At 71.0% G+C, this 21881-nt stretch carries 20 protein-coding genes; 15 read left to right on the forward strand and 5 right to left on the reverse strand.

Annotated elements, in window-relative coordinates:
• Positions 1-163: 163 nt before the first annotated feature.
• Entirely contained in the window at positions 164-970 is an 807-nt protein-coding gene (locus ABTW87_RS02770; protein WP_350647870.1) for an SAM-dependent methyltransferase, read from the reverse strand.
• A gap of 431 nt (positions 971-1401) precedes the next feature.
• Between ABTW87_RS02770 and ABTW87_RS02775 the strand changes: the two genes are divergently transcribed.
• The 13 genes from ABTW87_RS02775 to ABTW87_RS02835 all read left to right on the forward strand — a co-directional run bounded on the left by ABTW87_RS02775 (position 1402) and on the right by ABTW87_RS02835 (position 14809).
• Entirely contained in the window at positions 1402-2703 is a 1302-nt protein-coding gene (locus ABTW87_RS02775) for an ABC transporter substrate-binding protein (RefSeq protein ID WP_350647871.1), read from the forward strand.
• Positions 2703-3668, forward strand: a complete 966-nt coding sequence (locus tag ABTW87_RS02780; RefSeq protein WP_350647873.1) for a carbohydrate ABC transporter permease — start codon at positions 2703-2705, stop codon at positions 3666-3668. Before ABTW87_RS02775 ends, ABTW87_RS02780 begins: the two co-directional genes overlap by 1 nt.
• 1 nt (position 3669) lies before the next feature.
• Positions 3670-4575: a carbohydrate ABC transporter permease gene (locus ABTW87_RS02785; RefSeq protein WP_350647875.1), complete on the forward strand. Its 906-nt coding sequence runs from the start codon at positions 3670-3672 to the stop codon at positions 4573-4575.
• On the forward strand, positions 4572-4982 hold the full coding sequence (locus ABTW87_RS02790) for a VOC family protein (protein ID WP_350647876.1): 411 nt from the start codon (positions 4572-4574) through the stop codon (positions 4980-4982). Before ABTW87_RS02785 ends, ABTW87_RS02790 begins: the two co-directional genes overlap by 4 nt.
• Positions 4979-6412, forward strand: coding sequence for a four-carbon acid sugar kinase family protein (locus tag ABTW87_RS02795; protein ID WP_350647878.1), 1434 nt, complete (start codon positions 4979-4981; stop codon positions 6410-6412). Before ABTW87_RS02790 ends, ABTW87_RS02795 begins: the two co-directional genes overlap by 4 nt.
• On the forward strand, positions 6342-7229 hold the full coding sequence (locus ABTW87_RS02800) for an amidohydrolase family protein (RefSeq protein WP_350647879.1): 888 nt from the start codon (positions 6342-6344) through the stop codon (positions 7227-7229). The genes ABTW87_RS02795 and ABTW87_RS02800 overlap by 71 nt, the downstream gene beginning before the upstream one ends.
• Positions 7226-8341, forward strand: a complete 1116-nt coding sequence (locus ABTW87_RS02805; protein ID WP_350647881.1) for an isocitrate/isopropylmalate dehydrogenase family protein — start codon at positions 7226-7228, stop codon at positions 8339-8341. Before ABTW87_RS02800 ends, ABTW87_RS02805 begins: the two co-directional genes overlap by 4 nt.
• The gene (locus ABTW87_RS02810; protein WP_350647883.1) at positions 8341-9414 is read left to right on the forward strand and encodes a Gfo/Idh/MocA family protein; all 1074 of its coding nucleotides are present in this window, start codon (positions 8341-8343) and stop codon (positions 9412-9414) included. Before ABTW87_RS02805 ends, ABTW87_RS02810 begins: the two co-directional genes overlap by 1 nt.
• The gene (locus tag ABTW87_RS02815) at positions 9411-10076 is read left to right on the forward strand and encodes a GntR family transcriptional regulator (RefSeq protein ID WP_350647885.1); all 666 of its coding nucleotides are present in this window, start codon (positions 9411-9413) and stop codon (positions 10074-10076) included. The genes ABTW87_RS02810 and ABTW87_RS02815 overlap by 4 nt, the downstream gene beginning before the upstream one ends.
• A gap of 104 nt (positions 10077-10180) precedes the next feature.
• Complete coding sequence (locus ABTW87_RS02820) at positions 10181-11464, forward strand: carbohydrate-binding protein (protein ID WP_350648049.1); 1284 nt, start codon at positions 10181-10183, stop codon at positions 11462-11464.
• A 350-nt stretch (positions 11465-11814) separates the two neighbouring features.
• Positions 11815-12168, forward strand: a complete 354-nt coding sequence (locus ABTW87_RS02825; protein ID WP_350648051.1) for a hypothetical protein — start codon at positions 11815-11817, stop codon at positions 12166-12168.
• A gap of 86 nt (positions 12169-12254) precedes the next feature.
• Positions 12255-13556 carry a DUF1800 domain-containing protein gene (locus tag ABTW87_RS02830; RefSeq protein WP_350647886.1) on the forward strand — a complete coding sequence of 434 codons (1302 nt, stop codon included), beginning with the start codon at positions 12255-12257 and terminating at the stop codon, positions 13554-13556.
• Between the two features lie 11 nt (positions 13557-13567).
• Positions 13568-14809: a DUF1501 domain-containing protein gene (locus ABTW87_RS02835; RefSeq protein WP_350647888.1), complete on the forward strand. Its 1242-nt coding sequence runs from the start codon at positions 13568-13570 to the stop codon at positions 14807-14809.
• Between the two features lie 318 nt (positions 14810-15127).
• Here ABTW87_RS02835 and ABTW87_RS02840 read toward each other — a convergent pair whose 3' ends face one another.
• The gene (locus ABTW87_RS02840; protein WP_350647890.1) at positions 15128-15895 is read right to left on the reverse strand and encodes a 1-acyl-sn-glycerol-3-phosphate acyltransferase; all 768 of its coding nucleotides are present in this window, start codon (positions 15893-15895) and stop codon (positions 15128-15130) included.
• Complete coding sequence (locus tag ABTW87_RS02845) at positions 15892-17337, reverse strand: dihydrolipoyl dehydrogenase family protein (RefSeq protein ID WP_350647892.1); 1446 nt, start codon at positions 17335-17337, stop codon at positions 15892-15894. Before ABTW87_RS02845 ends, ABTW87_RS02840 begins: the two co-directional genes overlap by 4 nt.
• Before the next feature lie 474 nt (positions 17338-17811).
• On the opposite strand from ABTW87_RS02845, the gene ABTW87_RS02850 reads away from it, so the two are divergent.
• Positions 17812-18762, forward strand: a complete 951-nt coding sequence (locus ABTW87_RS02850; protein ID WP_350647894.1) for a phosphotransferase enzyme family protein — start codon at positions 17812-17814, stop codon at positions 18760-18762.
• A gap of 382 nt (positions 18763-19144) precedes the next feature.
• Here ABTW87_RS02850 and ABTW87_RS02860 read toward each other — a convergent pair whose 3' ends face one another.
• The gene (locus ABTW87_RS02860; RefSeq protein ID WP_350648053.1) at positions 19145-19792 is read right to left on the reverse strand and encodes an HAD family hydrolase; all 648 of its coding nucleotides are present in this window, start codon (positions 19790-19792) and stop codon (positions 19145-19147) included.
• Between the two features lie 177 nt (positions 19793-19969).
• Entirely contained in the window at positions 19970-20137 is a 168-nt protein-coding gene (locus tag ABTW87_RS02865) for a hypothetical protein (RefSeq protein WP_350647896.1), read from the reverse strand.
• A gap of 198 nt (positions 20138-20335) precedes the next feature.
• Here ABTW87_RS02865 and ABTW87_RS02870 point away from each other — a divergent pair, with 198 nt between their 5' ends.
• Positions 20336-21721 carry a GAF domain-containing protein gene (locus ABTW87_RS02870; RefSeq protein WP_350647897.1) on the forward strand — a complete coding sequence of 462 codons (1386 nt, stop codon included), beginning with the start codon at positions 20336-20338 and terminating at the stop codon, positions 21719-21721.
• Positions 21722-21881: the final 160 nt, after the last annotated feature.

Here is a 21881-nt window from a genome sequence, read left to right on the forward strand (position 1 = left end):
ACGAGTCGTCCAGGCCGAGTTCAATCCGCGTTAACACGCACGAAATTCGAGCCCCACCGAGAAAAATGCGAAGCCACGTGAACGTGACTGCTTGTCAAGGAGGTGCCGGTACGACGGCGTTGGAAGGCCCGGGCCGGGTTCCGTGGGCTCGTGGCGCCAGCGCTCAGCGCTTGCGGCCGACGCCGCAGAAGTCGTTGTACCGCTCGGGGCGGTCGCCCGGATCGAGCGGCTCCTCGGGTCGCCACTCGGGCAGGTACACCACACCTGGCTCGACGAGCTCGAGGCCGTCGAAGAACCGGGTGACGGCGGCCCTGGGTCGCAGCGCGAGTGGGGTCGGGGTGGCCCGGGACAGCCGGAGCAGGCCGTCGACCTGCTCCGGGTCGCCCTCATTGGAGAAGTGGGACAACACAAGGTGGCTGCCCGGGGAGAGCGCCTCTCGGTAGCGCCCGACCAACTGGTGCGGGTCGTCGGAGTCGGGGATGAAGTGCATGAGCGCGACCACCAGTAGGCCGACGGGTCGATCCAGGTCGATCAAACCGCGTAGGGCGGGATCGTCGAGGATGGCGTCCGGCTTCCGGACGTCGGCGTGAAGCACGACGGTATGTGGCGCGTCGGCCAGGATCGCCCGACTGTGGGCCACCGCCACCGGGTCGATGTCGACATAGACGACTCGGGCGTCCGGCTCGATCGTGCGAGCGATCTCGTGGACGTTGCCCACGGTGGGTATGCCGGAGCCAAGGTCGATGAACTGGCGGATGCCCTGCTGCGCCAGGTGCCGGACCGCCCGGGTCAGGAAGGCACGGTTGGCGCGCATGATGCCCGGCAGTTCGGGCCAGAGCCGGGCGCCCCGGTCGGCCAACTGCCGGTCGGCGGCGAAGTTGTGTGAGCCGCCCAGGTAGTAGTCGTACATCCTCGCCGCGCTCGGGCGCTCGATGTCCACCTGAGCGGTGACCCAGTCTGGTTGCGGCACTTCTTCTCCCGTCGAGACGCGCCGGTCGGCGGTAATGGGTGTGGAGGCAAGGGTAGTGCGAAGTGGACGACGCTGTGGGTCCCCAGAAGCCGGCTGGGAGTTTCGCGAGATTACTGACAGGTTGCCATTGACGACATCCGTGTTCGCTGTATACAACGAATACGACGGTACGGATCGACGGAGGTGGCGTCGATGATCGATCCTTCCACCCAGGCTCGGCGCTCGTTGTGGCGGCTTCCCGGCAGCCCGGTGCCGGCGATGTCGCCAGGCCGCTCGCCATCCAGGCCGGCTACCGGCCCGGCGCCACCAGGTTCGGACACGGCCACCACCGTCCGTTCACCGGCCGATCCTTCCCCCACCACCCTCGATTCCGGTCGGCGACCGGATCATCTCCTCTTGGAGTCGCCATGACACCTTCGATCACAACAGGCATGTCCCGACGTCGCGCGTTGCAGCTGGGTCTCGGCACCGGTCTGGCCGTCGCGCTCACCAGCTGCGGTGAGGACGGCACGTCGTCCTCAGGGGGCGGCGACTCCCTCGGCGGCGGAAGCCTGACTGGCCTCATGCGGGCCAGCTTCATCCCCGCCATCCACGAGCTACAGCAGAAGCAGGCCGCCGCCTGGGCCGAGGCGCACGACGGCACCGTCGAGCTGACCTTCGCCAAGGAGTGGCGGGAGCAGATCGCCGCCGTCGTCGAATCCCGCGCCGGGGAGGATCTCGGTGAGCTCTTCGCCAACCAGGCCCACATCTACGCCGACCGGCTGGTCGACCTGACCGATCTGTGCGAGTCCATCGGCGAGAGCAACGGTGGCTGGTACGACGTGGCCAAGGACGCCTGCGTCGTGGACGGCCGGTGGCGGGCGATCCCCCGGGCGTACACGGCGCACGTGATGAACTGGCGGACCGACCTGTTCGAGCAGGTCGGCTTCACGCGGTTCCCGGGCTCCTGGTCGGAGCTCGTCGAGGTGGCGACCCGGCTGCGCGACGCCAAGCTGCCGCGGGTTGCCCTGACCATGAACCAGGCGGGGCCGAACGACTCGGCCAGCGTCGCGTACTCGCTGTTGTGGTCGTACGGGGCGGCGGAGGTGGAGGCGGACGGCAGGACCGTCGCCATCAACAGCAGCCAAACCCGCGAGGCGATCAAGCTGATGCAGGAGCTGGCGGCGGTCAGTGCGCCGGAGATCTCGTCGTACGACGAGGGCGGCAACAACACCAGCTTTCTCGCCGGAAAGATCGCGGTCACCCAGAACGCCACGAGCATCTGGTACACGGCTCAGAAGCAGGCACCGGAGATCGCGGAGAAGATGAGCCACGCGCGGTACCCGGCGGGACCGGTCGGACGCCAACAGCTCGTCGAGATGAACTCTCTGGCCATCTTCGGGCACAGCAAGCGGGTCGAGCCGGCGAAGGCGTTCTACCGCTACCTGATGGAGCCCGAGCAGCTCTCCGCGCTCGCCGAGATCGCCATCACCTACTACACGCCGCTGCTCAAGAACTACGAGGGCCTGCGGTCCATGCCGTGGAACTCCGAGCCCAAGCTCGACGGGCTCCGCGGCCTGGCGGCCGACGGGCGCATGCCCGGTTGGCCCGGCCCGGCCTCGCGGCAGTCGGCCCAGGCGTACAACAACCAGACCATCGTCAACATGTTCGCCCGGGTGATCAGCGGTAAGGCCTCGGTGGACGAGGCGATCCGAGCGGCCGAGGACGAACTCAAGAAGGTCTACGAGAGCTGATGACCATGGCCACGGACACCCTCGATCCGGCGGCGGGCATCGGCCCGCCGCCGGGGCGGCATGCCCCCGGGGCCGCTGCGGGCCGCTGGTCGCTGCTGGAGCGGGAGGCCCCATTGGGTTACCTGCTCGTGCTGCCGATGGCGGTCGTCGTGCTCGGCCTGGTGGGTTATCCGCTGGTGCTGACCGTCTGGTTCAGCCTCACCGACAAGTCACTCGGCAGCGATGCGGTCTCCTTCGTCGGCCTCGCCAACTACCTCGGTCTGATCGACGACCCGGTGTTCGGCCGCACCATGTGGAACACCTTCAACTACACGGTGACCGCGGTCGTCGCCAAGCTCGTCCTCGGCCTGGTGATGGCGCTGGCCTTGAACGAGGTACGGCGGTTCCGCCGGTTCTTCCGCGCGGCGTTCCTGCTGCCCTGGGTGGTGCCCTCGTCGTTGAGCGTGCTGGCCTGGATGTGGATGTTCCAGGCCGACTTCAGCGTGCTGACCTACCTCGGCCGGCAGGTCGGCCTGGTCGACGGCAACATCCCCTGGCTCGGCGAGGCCGGCTGGGCGATGGCCGCGGTGCAGACGGTCAACATCTGGCGGGGTGCGCCCTTCTTCGGGATCATCATCCTCGCCGGGCTGGCCACCGTGCCGAAGGACCTCGTCGAGGCGGCGGTCGTCGACGGTGCCAGCGCCTGGCAGCGGCTGCGGTACATCATCCTGCCGCACCTCGCGCCGATCCTCGTCGTGGTCACCCTCTTCTCGTTCGTGCAGACCCTCGGCGACTTCCAGATCGTCTGGATCCTGACCAACGGCGGCCCGGTCAACAGCACACACCTGATCAGCACGCTGGCGTTCCGTACCGGAATCCGGGGAGCGGACATCGCCACCGGTTCGGCGATCTCGTTCTTCGTGTTCCCCGCGCTGGCCGCGATCATCGCGCTGCAGTTGGCCGTGATGCGACGAAAGGCGAAGTGACATGACCGCCCTGTCCGGCCGGACCGCACGGCCACTGCCTGCTCCCTCGCCACGGACGGCCCGGCTGGTACGCCGGCTGCGGATCACCCGTGGGCTGCTGATCACCGTGACGATGACCCTGTTCAGTCTCTTCACCCTCTTTCCGTTCGCCTGGATGGCGCTGACCTCCCTGCGTACCGGCTCGGACCTCTACCGGGTCGCCGACCAGCCGTTCGCGGTCAGCGGGCTCACCCTGGAACACTTCCGGGCGCTGTTGACCGAGACGAAATTCCTCACCTGGTCCCTGAACAGCCTGATCGTCGCCCTCTGCGCCTCGGCCATCGCGCTGCTCATCGGGGTGCCCGCCGCGTACAGCCTGGGCCGGCTGCGCTACCGAGGCGGTGCGATTGTCGGCGTGATCGTGTTCTCGACGTACCTGCTGCCGCCGGCGCTGCTGTTCATTCCGATGAACGTCGTGATCAACCGCCTGCACCTGGCCAACACGCTCGGCGCGCTGATCCTGGTCTACCTCACCTTCCTGGTGCCGTTCATCGCCTGGATGCTCTCCAGCTACTTCCAGAGCCTGCCGGTCGAGCTGGCCGAGGCGGCGCGGATCGACGGCGCCAGCCGGCTGCGGGCGATGGTGGTGATCGACCTACCGCTGGTGCTGCCCGGAGTGGTGTCGGTCTTCTTCTTCGCCTTCACCCTCTGCTGGCAGGAGTACCTGTACGCGTTGACCTTCGTCCGCTCCGCCGACAAGCAGCCGGTGGCGGTGGGCCTGGTCAACGCCCTGCAAGTCGGCGACGTATTCGCCTGGGGCCAGCTGATGGGCGGCGCGCTGCTCGGAGCGCTGCCCGTGGTGATCGTCTTCTCGTTCCTCATGGACTACTACCTGTCCGGGTTGACCGCTGGAGCGGTGAAGGGATGACGATGCGCGAGCAGATCAACGGGCTCGACCACATCGGCCTCGTCGTACCGGACACCGAGGAGGCCCTGGCGCTCTGGCGGGACCGGCTCGGTTTCGTGGTCGACCATGCAGAGGCCGTCAATGACGGTGCCGTCCTGCTGACCCACCTCGATCTGGGCAACGTCCATCTGCAACTGGTGCAACCCCTGGTCCGGCCGCATCCGCTGTACGACTGGTTGGACCGGCACGGCCCCGGCCTACACCATCTCTGCTTCGCCGTGCCGGACGTCGGGATGGCCTGGCAGGGCGCCGGGGTCGGCGTGCCGCCGGCGCAGCCGGCACCGCACCAGGGCACCCGGGGCCGGCGCGCGGTCTTCCTCGATCCCGCCGGTAGCGGCGGGGTCCAGCTGGAGTTGATCGGGTCATGACCGCCGCTCCGTTCACACCGGACAGTCAAGCCCTGCCACCACCGTGGTCCGAGCCGTTCGTGCCGCCATTGTCGGAGCGGATCGGCGCCGTCGGTCGCACGGTCGTGGTGCTCGACGACGATCCGACCGGAACGCAGACGGTGCATGACGTGCCGGTGCTCACCCGCTGGGACGTACCGTCGATCGCTGCCGAACTCGCTGCCGGACCGCCGGCGCTGTACCTGCTGACCAATTCGCGTGCGCTGGACCCGGTACGGGCGGCGGAAGTCAACTTCCGTACCGGTTGGCAGGTCCGGACCGCGGCGCAGCGAACGGGGCGTGCCGTCGCCGTCGTGAGCCGGGGCGACTCGACGCTGCGGGGGCACTTTCCGAGCGAGACGCTGGCGCTGGCCGAAGGGCTCGGCGGTGCCGTCGACGGGGTGTTGCTGGTACCGGCCTTCCTTGAGGGGGGCCGGGTCACCATCGACGGCCGGCACTGGGTGGCCGACGGCGACCGGTGGCTCCCGGTCGGGGAGACGCCCTACGCCCGGGACGCCACATTCGGATTCACCTCCTCTGACCTGCCGGACTGGGTGGCCGAACGCAGTGCCGGCCGGATCCGGCGCGAGGAGGTCGGGGTGTTGGCCCTCGCGGACCTGCGCCGGGGCGGGCCGGCGGTCGTGGCCGACCGCCTCGCCGGGCTGCGGGGAGGTGCCGTTTGCGTCTGCGACGCGCTGGCGCTGGCCGACCTGGAGGTCCTGGTCGCCGGAGCGCTGGCCGCCGAGGCGGCCGGGGTGCGCCTGCTGTACCGTACCGCCGCCTCGTTCGTTCCGGTCCGCGCCGGAATCGCGCCACGTGGCCTCCTGACCGCGACGGAGGTGGGAACCGGGCGGCGAGGTGGCCCCGGTGGTCTGGTAGTGGTGGGCTCCCACGTACCCGCGACCACCGCACAGCTCACCCGGCTGCTCGCGTCCGACACGGTGCTCGGGGTGCAGACCGATGCGGCGGCCCTCGCCGGAGAGGGCCGGGAGGCAGACGCCGAGGTCGACCGGGTGGCCGGAATCGTCGGCGCCGCCCTCGGCTCCGGGCGGGACACCGTGGTCTACACCAGCCGGGCGGTACTGACCGCGCCGTCTGCGGACGAGACACTCCAGCGCAGCGTCCGGGTGTCGGCGGGTCTGGTCCGCATCGTCGCCCGGCTACCGGTACGCCCCGCGTACGTGGTCGGCAAGGGCGGCATCACAGCGAGCGACGTCGCTACGACCGGCCTCGGCATCGTACGAGCCGAGGTGCTGGGTCAGATCCGCCCGGGGGTGCCGGTCTGGCGGGCAGGCCCGGACAGCCGCTTTCCCGGACTGACCTATGTGGTCTTTCCCGGAAATGTCGGCAGTGCCGAGGATCTGCTGGCCGTGGTGCGGCGGCTCGGGGCAGTGGAGCAACAGGATGGGTGACAACATTAACGTATACGGCGAGCACAGCGAATCCGTCGGAACTTCCCTGATCGACGTGCACGGACACTTCGGCCGGTCCGCCGCTACCGGTTACACGGCGGACGCCGCCGCGCTGCTGACGGCAATGGACCGTTACGACATCACAACCACCCTCGTGATGCCGCAGCCGGACGCCGACCGGACGACGTCCGAACAGGTGCACGCCCAGATCCTCGACGCCGCCACGCGGTGGCCCGGGCGGATCGCGGGGATTGTCAACATCGACCCCCGGCTGCGGGAGGCGGACTACCGGCAGGCGGCCGGCGCGCTTCTGGCCGGCGCGAAATTTGTGGCCATCAAGATCCATACCCACGGGTTCCGGGTGGCGCCCGATGAGGATGCCTGTGACAAGGTGTTCCGGCTCGCCGCCGACCACGGCGTACCAGTGATGATCCACACCGGCCTCGGCGGGCCGCATACCCTCCCGCATCGGGCTCTGGCTCCGGCCAGCCGCTACCCGGCGGTTCCGACGGTGCTCTGCCACGCAGGGTTCGGCGCCTTCTGCGGTGAGGCCATCGAGGTGGCGCACGCCCGGCCCAACGTCTACCTCGAACCCTCGTGGTGCCCGGCCTTCAGTGTGCGGCAGATGGTGCGCCGGCTCGGCGCGCACCGGGTCATGTTCGGCAGCGACCACATCGAGAACATCCCGGTCGAGTTGGCGAAGTTCGACGCGGTAAGGCTCACCCCGGCGGAGCGTCGACAGGTATTCGCCGCCACTGCGGCCGCCGTCTTTCCGCTGACACCTGTGACCGAGGCCCGACCGGAGGTGCCCGCATGACCGAGTACCGCATCGCCGTCCTGCCCGGAGACGGCATCGGTCCCGAGATCACCGACGTGGCGACCCGCGTCCTCACCCACGTCACCAGCCGGCACGGCGGCGTGGGCGTCCACCTCGTGGCGCACGACGCCGGAGCGGGCCGGTGGCAACGCGAGGGTGTGGCGCTCACTGACGAGACGTACGACGAGTGCGTCCGCGCCGACGCCATCCTGATGGGCGCGATCGGCCTGCCCGAGGCGCGCCATCCGGACGGTCGGGAGGTCAACGGCGACGTGATCTTCCGGCTCCGGTTCGATCTCGACCTGTACGCCGGCATCCGGCCGGTCCGGTCCTGGCCCGGCCTGACCAGCCCGCTGACGGCGGCGCCGCCGATCGACTACGTCGTCGTCCGGGAGAACGTCGAGGGTCTCTACGCCTCCCGTACCGGCGGGTGCACCGTCCGGGAGGAGGTCGCGACGGACACCATCGTGATTACCGCGACCGGCACCCGGAAGGTCACCGAGCAGGCGTTCCGGCTGGCCACCAAGCGGACCGGCCGCCCTCGCGACGGCCGCAGCATCGTCACCTGCGTGGACAAGGCCAACGTGCTCAGCTCGTACGCCTTCTTCCGTCGAGTCTTCGACCAGGTCGCGGCCGGGCATCCCGGCATCGCGACCGACCACGTCTACGTCGACGCGATGACCGCCTACCAGGTGCAGCAGCCCGACCTGTTCGACGTGGTGGTGGCCGAGAACATGTTCGGCGACATCATCTCCGACCTGGCCGCCGCCACCGTCGGCGGGCTCGGCCTGGCCGCCTCCGCTGACGTCGGTGACCGGCACGGGCTGTTCCAGCCGGCGCACGGCTCCGCACCGACCATCGCCGGCAAGGGCGTCGCGAACCCGGTGGCCACCGTGCTCTCGGCAGCCATGATGCTCGACTGGCTCGCCGACCGGCACGCCGACCCGGCCGCGGCGGAGGTGGCGACGGTGATCGAGGGCGCGGTCGATGACGTGCTCGCCGCGGGCCGGGTGCTCACCCCGGACATCGGAGGCACCGCCGCAACGGTCGAGGTCGGCGAGGCGATCGTCACCGCCGCCGACCGGCGGCTGTGGCGCGGGGGAGGGAACTGATGGAACGGACGCTGCGGGGACTGATGGTCGGAGCCGGCTACTTCGCGCCGATCCAACTCGCGGCCTGGCGGGACGTGTCCGGCGCGGAGATCGTCGGCCTGGTGGGTCACCGGGACCCGGAACGGGTCGCCACGGTGGCCCGCGAGGCCGGCGTGGGCTGGTCCGACGTCGACCTGGATGCCGCGATCGACCAGCTCCAGCCGGATTTCCTAGACATCTGCACACCTCCCGCCAGTCACGGCGACCTGGTCCGCCGGGCCGTCGCCCACGGGCTGCCGGTGCTCTGCCAGAAGCCGCTGGCCCCGACCGTGACCGAGGCCGCCGAACTGGCCGAGTTCGCGGAGCGCCACCGGGTGCCGCTGGTGGTGAACGAGAACTGGCGGTGGCAGCCGTGGTACCGGGAGGCGAAGCGGCTGATCGACGACGGTGCCATCGGCCGGCCGTTCCACACCACCATGCGGATGCGGCCCGGCGACGGCTGGGGCGAACACCCCTACCCGGACCAGCCCTACTTCGCCACCATGCCGCGGCTGGTGCTGTTCGAGACGGGCGTGCACTACGTCGACACCGCCCGGTTCCTCTTCGGCGAGATCGAGCAGGTGCAGTGCGTCACCGCCACGGTCAACCCGGCGGTGGCCGGCGAGGACCTGGTGGTGGCGGTGCTGCACATGGCCCGGGGCGGCATCGTGGTCTACGACGCCGACCGGTCGGCCGCGACCGCGACGGTCCGCAGCCTGGCGTACGGCACGATGTCGGTCGAGGGTACCGGGGGCACCCTGCAGGTGGCCGACGACGGCACGATGGCCCTCCTGCGCCGGGGCGGCCGGATGGTCCCGCACGACTACCGGATTCCACCGGGTTGGAAGGGCGGATGTGCGGTGGCCGCCCAGCAGAACTTCGTGGACGCGTTGCTCGGCCGGACCGCAGCGGAGACGCCGGCGGCGGACTATGTCCGTACGATGCGGGTCGTGGAAGCCTGTTACCTGTCCGCCGCGCAGTCGCGGGCCGTCCGGCTGCGGCCCCATGGTAGCCGGGCAGGTGCACCGGACCCCGCTGACGAAGGGCTGCTGTGAGTACCGACGCGACCTATCTCCCGGTCGAGGAGAGCACCTACCGGCGGGTCCGCCAGATGCTGCTCAGCGGCGAGATCCCGGCCGGGCATCCGGTCAACCAGAGTGAGGTCGCCGTCGCGCTCGGGGTCAGCCGTACCCCCGTGCGCCGCGCCCTGGCCCGGTTGGAGGGCGAAGGGCTGGTCAGCGCCGGTCCCCGGGGTTGGCACGCCGAGGGCTTCGACGCCGAGCGCATGACCGCTGTCTTCGAGATCCGTGCCGTGCTGGAAGGGCTGGCGTGCCGCCTCGCCGCCGCCAAGGTCGGCCGCGCCGAACTGGCCCGGCTGCGGGTGCTGTTCGAAGAGGCGTACGAGCAGCTCACCGCGACCGGGTCGGCCGAGGCGTACTACCAGGCCGACGTCGCGTTCCACCGGGCCCTGCTGGCGTTGGCCGGCGAACCCCTGCTCAGCCGGACCGCCGAGGTGCACCGGATCCTCACCACGAGTCTCGCCCCCGGCCTCTACCGGGACCCGCATGAGACACATCCGGAGCACTTGGCGATCATCGAGGCGCTCGGCGCCGGTGACGCCGACCGGGCCGAGGAACTGGCCCGGTCGCACATCCGGGCAGCCGTGCCGAACATCCGCAGCGGCACCGTCGTGGTGCCCGCCATCGGCGCGTCCTGAGTCACGACCGGTCGTCGTCGGCGGCGTGCGTCGACCGGCCGCGCTGGACCGGCTCGGTGCGTTGAGGCTCGCTCCAAGTTACCAATCTGTATTTATTGACGTCGATGGTATCCAGTGTATTCAATGGATCCACACCACCAACCGTCCCGAAGGTAAGGAGGAAAGGCATGACACGAACCACCAGGCTGGCGTCGCGCACCATGGTGGCGGCCGCTGCCGCCGCGGCCCTGCTCGGTTTGTCGCTGGCGGCGCCAGCGGCTGCCGCCGCGCCGGCGCTGAACTTCAACTGCGCGCGGATCGCGTGGAGCTCGGACGGCAACTTCCACGACCGCGACGACATCGGCGCCTCGTCGATGGCACTGGCCCTGCTCGCCGAAAAAGGCCAGCAGTCCCGGCTGGTGCACTGGGACTACAACTCCCACCTCGGCAGCTCCAACGCGAGCTGGGAGCGCGACATGAAGACCGCGACCGAGGGAACCGGCGGCCAGTTCGGGTACAACGTGAGCGGAATCTTCCGGGACAGCCAGGCCAACCTGAACGGCGCGGTGACCAGTCTGCGGTCAGCGGTCAACGCCTCAACGGCTGGCAGCCGGCTGTGCCTGGTGGGGGCGGGGCCGATGGGGGTCATCTATCGGGCATTGCAGGGTTCGAACACTGCGGTTCACCAGCACGTCACCCTGATCTCGCACTCCGACTGGAACAACAACCACGACGACGAGCAGAACATCTGGAACCTGGCCGACATCCGTCGGGCCTTCCCTCAGGTGAAGTACACCAGGATCCAGGACCAGAACGGTGGTTTGGGCACCGGTGGCGGCGAGGGCAAGTGGTCCTGGATGGCCAACGACAGCGACGCCCGGCTGCGGTTCGTGCACAACGTCGTCAACAACATCATGAACAAGAACGGCGACGTCTCCGACGCGGGGATGATGTACTACATCATCACCGGCGACGCCGCGGGCAACGCCACCAAACTGCGCACCTTCCTCACCCGGTCCGGCGGCGGCAGTCCCGCGACCGTGCAGGGGGAATCCTTCACCGCACAGTCCGGGGTGCAGATCGCGCAGCACGCGGCAGCCGACGGTGGTGCCACCGTCGGCTACATCAACAACGGCGACTGGGTCGGCTACGCCTCGGTCTCCACGACGGGCAAGTCCACGTTCTCCGGCCGGGTTTCCTCGGGCACCAACGGCGGCACCATCGAGATCCGGTCCGGCTCAGCCACCGGAGCCCTGCTGGGTAGCGTCGCGGTGCCCGCGACAGGCGGCTGGACGACCTTCCGGACCGTCACGACCAACCTGTCCGGTTCCGGCGGCGGCGCAGTCCACCTTGTCTTCAGGGGCGGCGCGGGTTACCTGTTGGACCTGGACTCCTTCACCCTGTCCTGATCCGGGATCCCGCGGTCGGTCGGGCCGGTGGCGGTCTTCCGCCACCGGCCCGACGCCGATCAGTCGGCGGCTCGCCACTCACTCCTGGCCGGTGACCTCGGTGGCGGTGACCGAGTCACCGTCGGCCAGAGGTGCAGGTGGGAGCCCATGGGCGCCGATTGTGCCGGCGGTTCCTGGCCGGCGACTCGGTACCGGCTCGGAACTGCCTCACAGTTGTGCACTCCGAGATGGCTCCGAGGCGCGACCAAGGGCGGCCCGAGGTTTGTCCTCTCTGCCGGCCCAGTGCGGGTGTTCGTCCCGCCAAACGCCCGGAGGAGGAACCCATGTCTGGTAGCCGTCGGCGGCGAACGGTGGCCGTCGGTGCAGCCACGCTCATGCTCGCGGCGGGATGCGGTGGTGAATCTCCGGCGGAGCCGCCGGCGGTGGCCGATGCGGCGAACCGCCTGGCCGCGTACGTCGCCTGCCTGCGCGATCAGGGCATCGACGTGCCGGACGACCTGGCCTCGGCCCGTCCGGGTCGCAGCGGCCAACCGAACCGGACGGCCCGCCCCACCGCCCGCCCATCCGGTTCGCCCGGCAGCGCGGGGCGACCGGGCGGGGAGGACGCGCTGCGGCCGCCCGGCGTCGATGACGCCACCTGGCAGCAGGCACAGCAGGCGTGCGCGGGGTCGCGCCCGCAGGGCGGTCGCCGGGGCAACGGCTGACAGGGCTCGGGCCGACGGTCGTTTGTTTGTCCGTCCCGGACCGGGTTCTTACCGTCGTCGTACATTGGTACCGTACCGTCTGCCCGGTGACTGAGCGGGTGGCGGTGGCGCACCTGTTGCGCCGGGCGACGTTCGGGCCGACGGCCGAGGAGGTGGACGCGGCCGAACGCGACGGGTTCGCCCGTACCCTCGATCGGCTGCTCGCCCCGGACGGCCCGGATCGTGGCGCGGCGGACACCCCGGTGCCGGTCCTCGGCCCGGACCCGGCCGCCCAACTCGACCGCGGGGCGAGCTCGGAGCAGCGGCGGTGGGCCAACCAGCAGCGGCGAGAGCAGGTCACCCGGCTTCTCGACTGGTGGCTGGGACGGATGGTCGCCGCCGAGCACCAGTTGGCCGAGAAGCTACTGTTCTTCTGGCACGGGCACTGGGCGACCAGCGTGCAGAAGGTCCGCTCCGCAGGGTTGATGTTGCGGCAGCTGGAGACCCTGCGCCGGCTCGGGCGCGGAGCGCTGCCACCGCTGGTGGACGCGATGGTGCGCGATCCGGCCCTGATCCTGTGGCTGGACGGGCAGCGCAACACCCGGAAGGCCCCGAACGAGAACCTCGCCCGGGAGCTGATGGAGCTGTTCACCCTCGGCATCGGCGGCGGCTACAGCGAGGCGGACGTGCGGGAGGGTGCCCGCGCCCTCACCGGCTGGACGGTCGACCGCCGCACCGGGATGGCGCGGTTCGAGCCGCGCCGGCACGACCCCGGGCCGAAGACGATTCTCGGCTTCACCGCCGCCTTCGACGCCCGGTCGTACTCCCGGCTGCTGGCCGAGCGGCCGGAGACCGCACGGTTCGTGGCCGACCGGCTCTGGTTCCGGTTCGCCGGCGCGAACCTGCCGGCCCCGGGCGGACTCGCCGGTGCCGACACCGTGGCGACACTACGCCAGATCTTCACCGCGCCGGACTTCGCGCAGACCCGGGACACCCTCGTCAAACAGCCCGTCGAGTGGGCGGTGGGGGCGATGCGGCAGCTCGGGATACGTCCGTGGGCCCTGTCCGCGCAGCGTCGCCGGCAACTGGTCGCAGGCTTGAACGCGCTCGAGCAGGTGCCGCTGCGCCCGCCCAGCGTCGGCGGTTGGCCGGCCGGGACCGCCTGGCTGACCACCTCGTCGGCGCAGGCGCGACTGCGCGTCGCCGAGCAGCTCGTCCGTGCCGTCGCTCCGGCGGTGTTGTCCCGGCTGGCGGCGGCGCCGCGCGACGGTCGGCCCGACGCGCTGGCCCGGCTGCTCGTGGTCGACGGGTGGAGCGAGCGCACCCGGACGGCCCTGGTGCCGCTGGCCGGTGAACCACGCCGGCTGATCGTCGCCGGCCTGATCAGCCCCGAGTACACGGTCAGCTGAAGGAGATCGGCGTGGACATCCTGACCCGGCGGCGGTTCCTGGTGGCCAGCGGCGTGGCCGGGGCGGCAGCCCTGGCCGCCGGTGCCGCCGCGTACCGGCTGGACGACCTGCTGGACACCGCCGGCGATCGGGATTCCGACGCCCGGACGCTGGTCCTGGTGACCCTGTACGGCGGTAACGACGGCTTGAACACCGTCGTGCCGTTCGCCGACCCGGCCTACCACGATGCCCGCCCCGAGCTGGCGTACGCGGCGGAGGAGGTCAAGCGTCTCGACGACGAGGTCGGGTTGAACCCGGCGCTGGCCGGGCTGCACACGCTCTACGGCGAGGGCCGGCTCGCGGTGGTGCGCGGCGTCGGCTACCCGAAGCCCGATCGCAGCCACTTCCGGTCGATGGACATCTGGCACACCGCCGAGCCCGGGCGCCCCGTTACCACCGGATGGGTGGGCCGCTGGCTGGACCGGAGCGGCGGGGACCCACGGCTAGCGGTCTCCTTCGAACCGGCACTGCCGCCGCTCCTGGCGGGGGAGCGCGCGGCGGGCGCCTCGGTGCCGGTGAGCGGCCGGACGGTCCCTCGTGGCCTGCCGGAATCCGCGCTGACCGCGCTGGCGACAGCGGAGCCGGGGGAGTCGGCGGCCCGGGCGCGCGCCGCCGCCTGCTTCGCCGACCTGCGCGCGGTCGACCAGATGATCCGCGACGTCCGCGACGCGACAGCGGGCGAGGAGAGCGACGAGGAGGCGGAGACGGTTCCGGCCACCGCGACCGGAGGCGCCCGAACATCACTGGACGCGCAGCTGGATCTGGTCGCCCAGTGCATCGAGGCCGGCGTCACCACCCGCGTGTTCTCGGTGTCGCTCGGCGGCTTCGACACCCACGCCGACGAGAAGCAGCTGCAGGAGGTCCTGCTCGGGCAGCTCGACCGGGCGCTGACCCGATTCGCCGCCCGGATGGCGCGCACCGACGCCGGCCGGAGGGTGGTCACCGCCGTCTACTCAGAGTTCGGCCGCCGGGTACGGGCCAACGGCTCCGACGGCACCGACCACGGCACCGCCTCGAATGTGCTTCTCCTCGGCGCCGCAGTACGCGGCGGCCTGCACGGCGAGGCGCCCAGCCTGACCGACCTCGACCGCGGTGATATGAAGTTCACCATCGACTTCCGGGACGTCTACGCCACCTTGCTCGAGTCGGTGTTGAACGCCGAGCCGGAATCGGTCCTCGGCGACTGGCGTGGCCGGCTGGCCGGCGTGCTCTGAGAGCGGCAGCTACTTGTCGCCCGCAGCACGCCCGGTCAGATGGGCATTCGGTCGTGCAGCACCCCGACGTGAAGGCGCGCTGGTCGCCCCGGGGAGGCGTCTCGAGTCGCCGTCGAATGCGCTGGTGGGGCCGGCGGCCCGCGCGGCGGGGGTGGGTCCTTCGAGCAGCGCCCGCAGCGCCTGCTTGGCCACCTGGGTCGCCTGATGCTAGCGCACCGGGCCGGTGTGCCGTTCGCGGTCAACTGCCTGGACAGGCCGAGTCGTGACGGATCGCGCTACGACGACGAGACGACCTCCGCCGAGGCGCGGCAGGCGTTTTCACGGCTCGGTGTGGTCGAGTTGGGCTTGGACGGCTGCATGGATCAGAGCGGCGCAGCGGGTGACGTACTCGTCGTCGGTGGCGGCGGTGGCGCCGTGTCGGTCGAAGTGCAGGGGTGGGCCGACGGTGATGGTGATGCGGGCCGGTAACGGTAGATAAGGCACTGCGGGGAGAAAGGTCAGGCCCCACGGCAGGCTGAGTAGCAGCGGCCACCGTGCGAGGCGCAGCCACCGTCGGGTGCGTAGCAGCCGGGCCACGGCGGCACCGTCGTGCAGGACTATGGCGGTGTTGTGTGCTCCGGCCGCGGCGACCGGGATGACCGGCACGTTGCAGGCAATCGCGAGGCGTGCGTGGCCGACGCGACCGTCGAAGATGACCTTGTGGCGGTCGGTCCAGCGGCGGGCGCCGTCGGCGTCGCTGCCGGGGTAGACGAGAACCTTGTGACCTTCTGTGATCAGTGCCGCGGCGGTCGCGAAATCGGCGGGGATCGCGCCGAGGGGCCGGAGCCAGCGTCCGAGCAGGGTCAGCCCGAGGTCGTGGGTGAGTACCCACGGTGTGTCGGCGAGTCCCCGCGCGTGGTGGACGGCTGCGGCGAAGAGGTAGGTGTCGCCGGTGTAGAAGCCGCCGTTGTGGTTGGCGACGTACAGCGCCGGGCCGGACGGGATGTGCTCGAGGCCGATGACCCGCGCGCGGTGGTATGGCACCAGGATGCGCCGGACCCGGTTGGCCGCGCGGGCGATCGCCCTCGGGTCGCGGTGCGGCGTCATGCGGTGCGGGCGGCGGTGCGCAGCGCGGCCAGCAGCGGCCGGGTCAGCCGGCGTGTGGCCGGGGTCAGCAGCCGCGCCTGCAGGTGCTCGCCCACGGCGTCCACGGCGGCAAGCGCATACGTCGGGTAGGGGTGCACGGTGGCGTACAGGTCGGTGAGCCGGCCACGACGGGCGACCATGGTGGCCAGCTCGCCGATGACCTCACCGGCGGCGGGCGCCACCACTGTGGCGCCGACCAGACGACCGCGCGGATCGGCGACCAGTTGCGCCCACCCGTCGGTGCGTCCGGCGGCCACCGCCCGGTCCACGTCGGTCAGGTCGAGACGGGTGATGATGGCACGGTCACCCCACCGGCGGCGGGCCTGCGCGCCGCGCAGGCCGACCCGGGCGACCTCGGGGTCGGTGAAGACCACGTACGGCATCGGCAGGTAGCGCACATGGCGGGGCAACCAGAACAGCGCGTTGAGGGTGGCCGTGCCTGCCTGGTGGGCGGCGACGTGAGTGAACGGCAGCACGCCGGTGACGTCACCGGCGGCGTACACACCCGCGGCGGTGGTCCGCATCCGGCTGTCCACCCGGACCGCACCCTGGTCGGTGACGGCCACGCCGGCAGTTCGCAGGCCCAGTTCGGCGGTACGAGGTCGTCGCCCGCCCGCGACGAGGATCCGGTCGGTGCCGACGGCTCCCGGCTGGCTTCCGGTCAGTCGCACCCGCCATGGGTCAGCGGCGGACACCTCGGTCACCTGGGTGGCGGTGCGCACGTCGACGCCCTCGTCTCGCAGCCGGTCGGCGATCAGCTGCCCGACCTCCGGATCCTCACGTGGTAGTAGGTGCGGTGCCCGTTCCACCAGCGTCACCGCGCTGCCGAGACGGGCGAACGCCTGACCGAGTTCGCAGCCGACCGGCCCGCCGCCGAGCACCAGCAGCCGCGGCGGCAGCACCCGCAGGCCCCAGATGGTGTCACTGGTCAACGGATCGGCCGCCGCCAGCCCTCGCACCGGCGGCAGCCGCGATTGTGATCCGGTCGCCACCAGCACGCACCGCGCCGTCACCTCCCGGCCGTCGGAGGCCAGCCGTAGCCTGCGGGGCCCGACGAAGACGGCCTCGTCCGTGATGACCTCGGCGCCGGCCGCGCGGACCCGCTGCGGTGCGTCATGCGGTGCGATCGCCTCCTGAGCAGCCCTCACGTGCGCCATTACGTCCGCCAGGTCGATGTCCGGCTCCACCGGTGCCAGGCCAACCCGGCTCGCGCGGCGCATCCGGTGCGCCAGGTCGGCCGCCTCGATCAACGCCTTGCTCGGCACACACCCGGTCCACAGACACTCGCCGCCGGTACGGTCCCGCTCGACCAGCGCCACCCGGGCCCCGAGCCCGCCAGCGATCACGGCGGAGACCAGGCCGGCGGTACCGCCCCCGAGCACCAACAGATCCAGATCGGTCATGATCACCTTACCGCCGGCCAGATCGGACGCGGCACGTCATCGAACACGACGCGACGCTACCCAACGGCGCACCGTCCGGCATCCCGTACGGCAACTCGTCAGCAGCCGGTAAGCCCGCGAGGTCAAGGGCAGGTGGCTCGCGTGCCGGACACCACGTGCACGTGCCCGCCACGGATCACCTCGTGCGTGACGTCCGTGAAGCCGCTGTCCAGAAGCCTCCACGGCTGCCGGTGAGGATCCGACCCGCCGGCCAGGCACGCCAGCCGCGCGGCACGCGACAGGATCCGCCAGCGGCCCGCCGGCAGGGCCAGGGAGACCGGCCTGGGGACCGGGGTCCGCGAGTAGCTGCCGCGGCGACGCGCCAAGGCTTCGCCTGTGACCGCCGCCGCGTCCACCGGGCATCCCTACATCGGCTCTGCCCGTGGCGGCGGGACCGCGGGGTCCTGCTTTGCTTGGGTGTGCTGCAGTGGCCTGATGGATGCGGTGCAGATCGCTCGGCGTTTCGCGCTCGGCCGGGTCGTGCGGATGTCGGACGGGCCGGTGGCGCGGGGCAGGCAAGGTGTCGTGTGGCGGCTGGACACGGCAGACGGCAGGTGGGCGGTGAAGGTACCGGTCCGCCAGTCCGGCGAGGATGAGGTGCGGGTGGCGGCGGCGTTCCAGGAGGCCGCCCACGCGGCTGGCGTACCGACCCCGCAGGTGCGGCGGACCAGCGAGGGAAGTGTCTTCGCCACCGTGGCAGGCCGGCAGGTCAGGGTGTACGAGTGGGTCGATGTGGAGGCTCCCGACCCCTGTCTCGATCCGGCGCTGGTGGGTGCGGTGGTGGCCGCCATCCACCGCGTGCCGTTCGCGGAGCCCGGCAGGGTGGATCCGTGGTATCACGAGCCGATCGGCGCGGATCGCTGGGACGAACTGGTGCGGTTGCTGGCAGCAGCAGGGGCGCCGTTCGCCGGCCGGTTGGCGGATCTGCGTGACGAGCTGGTCGCACTGGAGTCCTGGATCGAGCCGCCCCGGATGCTGCGGACCTGTCACCGCGACCTGTGGGCGGACAACGTCGTGCCGACCGCGGCCGGCGGAGTGTGTGTCATCGACTGGGACGACAGCGGGCCGGGGGATCCGAGCCAGGAGCTCGGATGCGTGCTTTTCGAGTTCGCCCGTTCCGACCCTGGCCGAGCCCGCGCGTTGATCGATGCGTACCGGGGGGCGGCTGGGCCGGCGACGGTGCATCGGCGCGGGCACTTCTCGATGCTCATCGCCCAGCTCGGGCACATCACCGAACTCGCCGCGACCGACTGGCTGAAGGCGAACGCCCGTTGCCCGGAGCGCGCCGACTCCGCAGCGTGGATCGGTGAGGTACTCGACGAGCCGCACACCCGCGAACTGCTTGACACCCTCCTGGCGGCGGTGCGCGGAACCAGCGCGCCGTAGCCATCGGAGGCGCGGATCTGTTGAGCAGCCGTCGGCGGGTCGACGGGCCAGTGTCCGACGGTGATGAACCGGTCTACTACATCACCCAGCTGGGCGGCGGTGGCGGCATCGGCCGGACCGCGTCCAGGATCTGCGTCCACGACGTGCGGCCGGTCTCCAGCGCGGCCACGAACGAGCCGGTCGATGTCGATCCTGCCCGCGTTCAGCCCGCCGTGCAGGGCACCGTGACCCCGACGAGGCTCCGGCGCCAACGTGAGATCGACCGGGCCGTGCACCGGCCCGGCGGTGCACAAGAGCGCGTCCGTCAGCGCGAACAACGCGTCAGCCCGTCGGGGCCGGCGCTGGTAGAGGTCCCGACGGAAGTCAGCCAACAGCACCGCCGTCACGGCGCGCTGGACGGGGCAACGGGTACGCCGAGCAGCCGGGCGGCCAGGTGCAGCCGCTCCTCACGGACGTCCCGTAACGGCGGGAGCAGCAGTGTGGTCATCCCGACCTCGACGGCGCCGCCGTCGTAGCCGTGCCGTTCGCCGACCATCGGGATCTGCTCGGGCGGAACGCCGAGGTCGTCGGCGGCGCGCCGGAAGGTCGCCGGATCCGGCTTCTGGACCCCGTGCTCGTACGAGAGCACGAAGGCGGAGACGACGTCCGCGATGCTGGCGGCGGCGAAGGCCGGGCGCGCGTCGTAGTGGATGTCACTGACCACCCCGATCGGCACACCATGCCCAGCGATCTCCCGGAGCACCGGTGCCGCGTCCGCCGCGAACGGGTTGTGGGCGGCGTCGGACTCCACCGAGTACAGCGCTTCGGACAGGGCAGGGTCGAGCCCCGCGTCCGCGAAGACCCGGTGGTACGTTTCGCGATGGAGCGCGGCGTCGCAGTCGGTTCCAGCCGGTCCGGCTCTCCCGCCGCGCCGACGATAGCCGCCACAATCCGGCGTACGGCGGCCGGCCGGTGATCGCGACCGAGTTGCCGCAGCGCCGTACTCACCCAGTCCTCGTAGGACGGCGTCGTGACGAGGGTGCCCTGCCAGTCGAAGAGCACCGCCCCGAAGTCCGTCACGCCTGCGCCTCCGCTCCTGCGCGCGCCGGGCTGGCCGGCCTCCGCGGCGTTACCGCGGCGACCGTCGACGGAGTCCGCGCTGGCTCCCCCGGACTCGCGATGAGCAGCTCCCGGCCGCCCGCAGCGGACCACGCGACCGCGTCGCCAGTCAATGTGGCCCGCTCCCGGTGCCGCCCGTCGCGACGTGGAAGCACCGATCGAGCCGCTCCTGCTCCTGCTCCGTCAGCGTCCGCCCGACCAGCAGGTCGTAGAACGACTTGATCGGCTGGGTGTGGTGCCGCTGACCGTCGGCACGGTGACCGGCGGCAGGCCGCACGCCGCGAATACGTCATCATCGCGTCGATGAGGGCCGCGCTGTCGCCGAAGGCGTTCCATTCCAGTCCCAGATGAGGTGTTCGATGACTGGTGAGGTGCTGCTCGCGTCGACGTTCGCGCATGCGCGGATTGTCACCAGCTCGTTGACACGCGAATTTCTTGGCACGGTGCTTCCCGAGGCGTCACGCCGGCACGCGACATGGTGGCCGCGCGACCGTGCGCATACTCTGGTGTCCGCCAGGACGATCAACCATCAGTCGTCGACAAAGCGCACCTGAGAGGGGCTTACGGCATGACGGCGGTATCGGGTCAGCGGTCGACCGCTGCGAGTCCGTCGGTCGCAGGGTGGGCAGCGGAGGACGATCTGCGGGCGCTGTTCGGGCAGTCCACCGCCGTTTTCGCGTTGCTGGTGGGGCCGACGCACGTCGTGGAGGTGGCGAACCCGGCGTTTTTCTCCGCAATCGGTGAAGGACGGGCGCGTACCGGGTTGGCGATCGCGGAGCTGATGCCGGAGTTGGCGGGCCAGGGCTTCATCGCTCTGCTGGACGAGGTCTACCGCACGGGTGAGCCCTACACCGGCCGGGACGCCCGAGTCGTGCTCGGTACCGGCCCGCAGGCGCGGGAGGCGTTTTTTGACTTCAGCTACGAGCCGCGCCGCGACGCCGGCGGCGCGGTAACCGGGATCCGGGTGATCGGCGTGGAGACCACCCAGGTCAAGCACGCCCAGCGGCTGATGGCCGAGCACCGCGCCCTGCTGGAGCAGATCGCTCGCCAGGCGCCCTTGACCGAGGTGCTCGACGGGATGGCCCGCTGTATCGAGAACCTCGCACCGGAGGAAGTGCTCGTTTCGGTTCTCCTCGCCGATGCCGACGGACGGCACCTGCTTCATGGTGCCGCACCGAGCCTGCCCGACTTCTACAACCAGGCCATCGACGGGATCGCCATCGGCGAAGGCGTGGGCTCCTGCGGCACCGCCGCCCACCGGCGGGAACCGGTGATCGTCACCGACATCGGCACCGACCCGTTCTGGAACGACTTCCGGGATCTCGCCGAAGGGGCAGGGCTGGGCGCGTGCTGGTCCACGCCGATCCTCGCCCGAGACGGAAGCCTGCTCGGCACCTTCGCCATGTACCACCGTAGCCCGCGCGCCCCGCAGGAGACCGACCTCGCCCTCATCCGGGTCTTCACCGGCACCGCGGCCCTGGCCATCGAGAACCACCACATCGAGCAGGCGAAAGTGGCCGCCGAGGCCCGCGCCAGAGCCGCCCACGACGAGCTGGCCAAGGCGGTACGCGCCGAGCGGGAGCTGCGCGCCGAGGCCGAGAAGCGCGCCGCTGCCGCCGCGGAACTCGCCACCCGGCTGCGTGCTGCCGCCGCCGCGCAGGCCGCCCGGCCACGCCCCGAGCATTGCCAGCTCGGCGGCAGCGAAGGATGCGCCGCGGCGGCCGAAATCAAGATCGCCGACTCGTGGGGCGACTCGGCGTGGGGCTGCCCCACCCACGTCGAGGAAGCCATCCTCAACGTCCGGTCGGTGTTCATCGCCAGCGAAGAACTCGGCGGCCTCGCCGCCTACCGCAACCGCTGATTACCGACGTGTCGTGTGGTACGACGTGTTTGTCGGCGGGCAGAGTCCGAAACGGGCGCGCAGCTCCCGGAACCTGTCCGACCACTTCGACGCAGCTAGATGTTGCGTGCCGGTTACGGCAGCCCTAGGCTGCCGTGGGAGCGCTCCCGAACGGCCCTCC

It is taken from the genome of Micromonospora sp. NPDC126480 (genome assembly GCF_040302465.1).
GTDB lineage: Bacteria > Actinomycetota > Actinomycetes > Mycobacteriales > Micromonosporaceae > Micromonospora.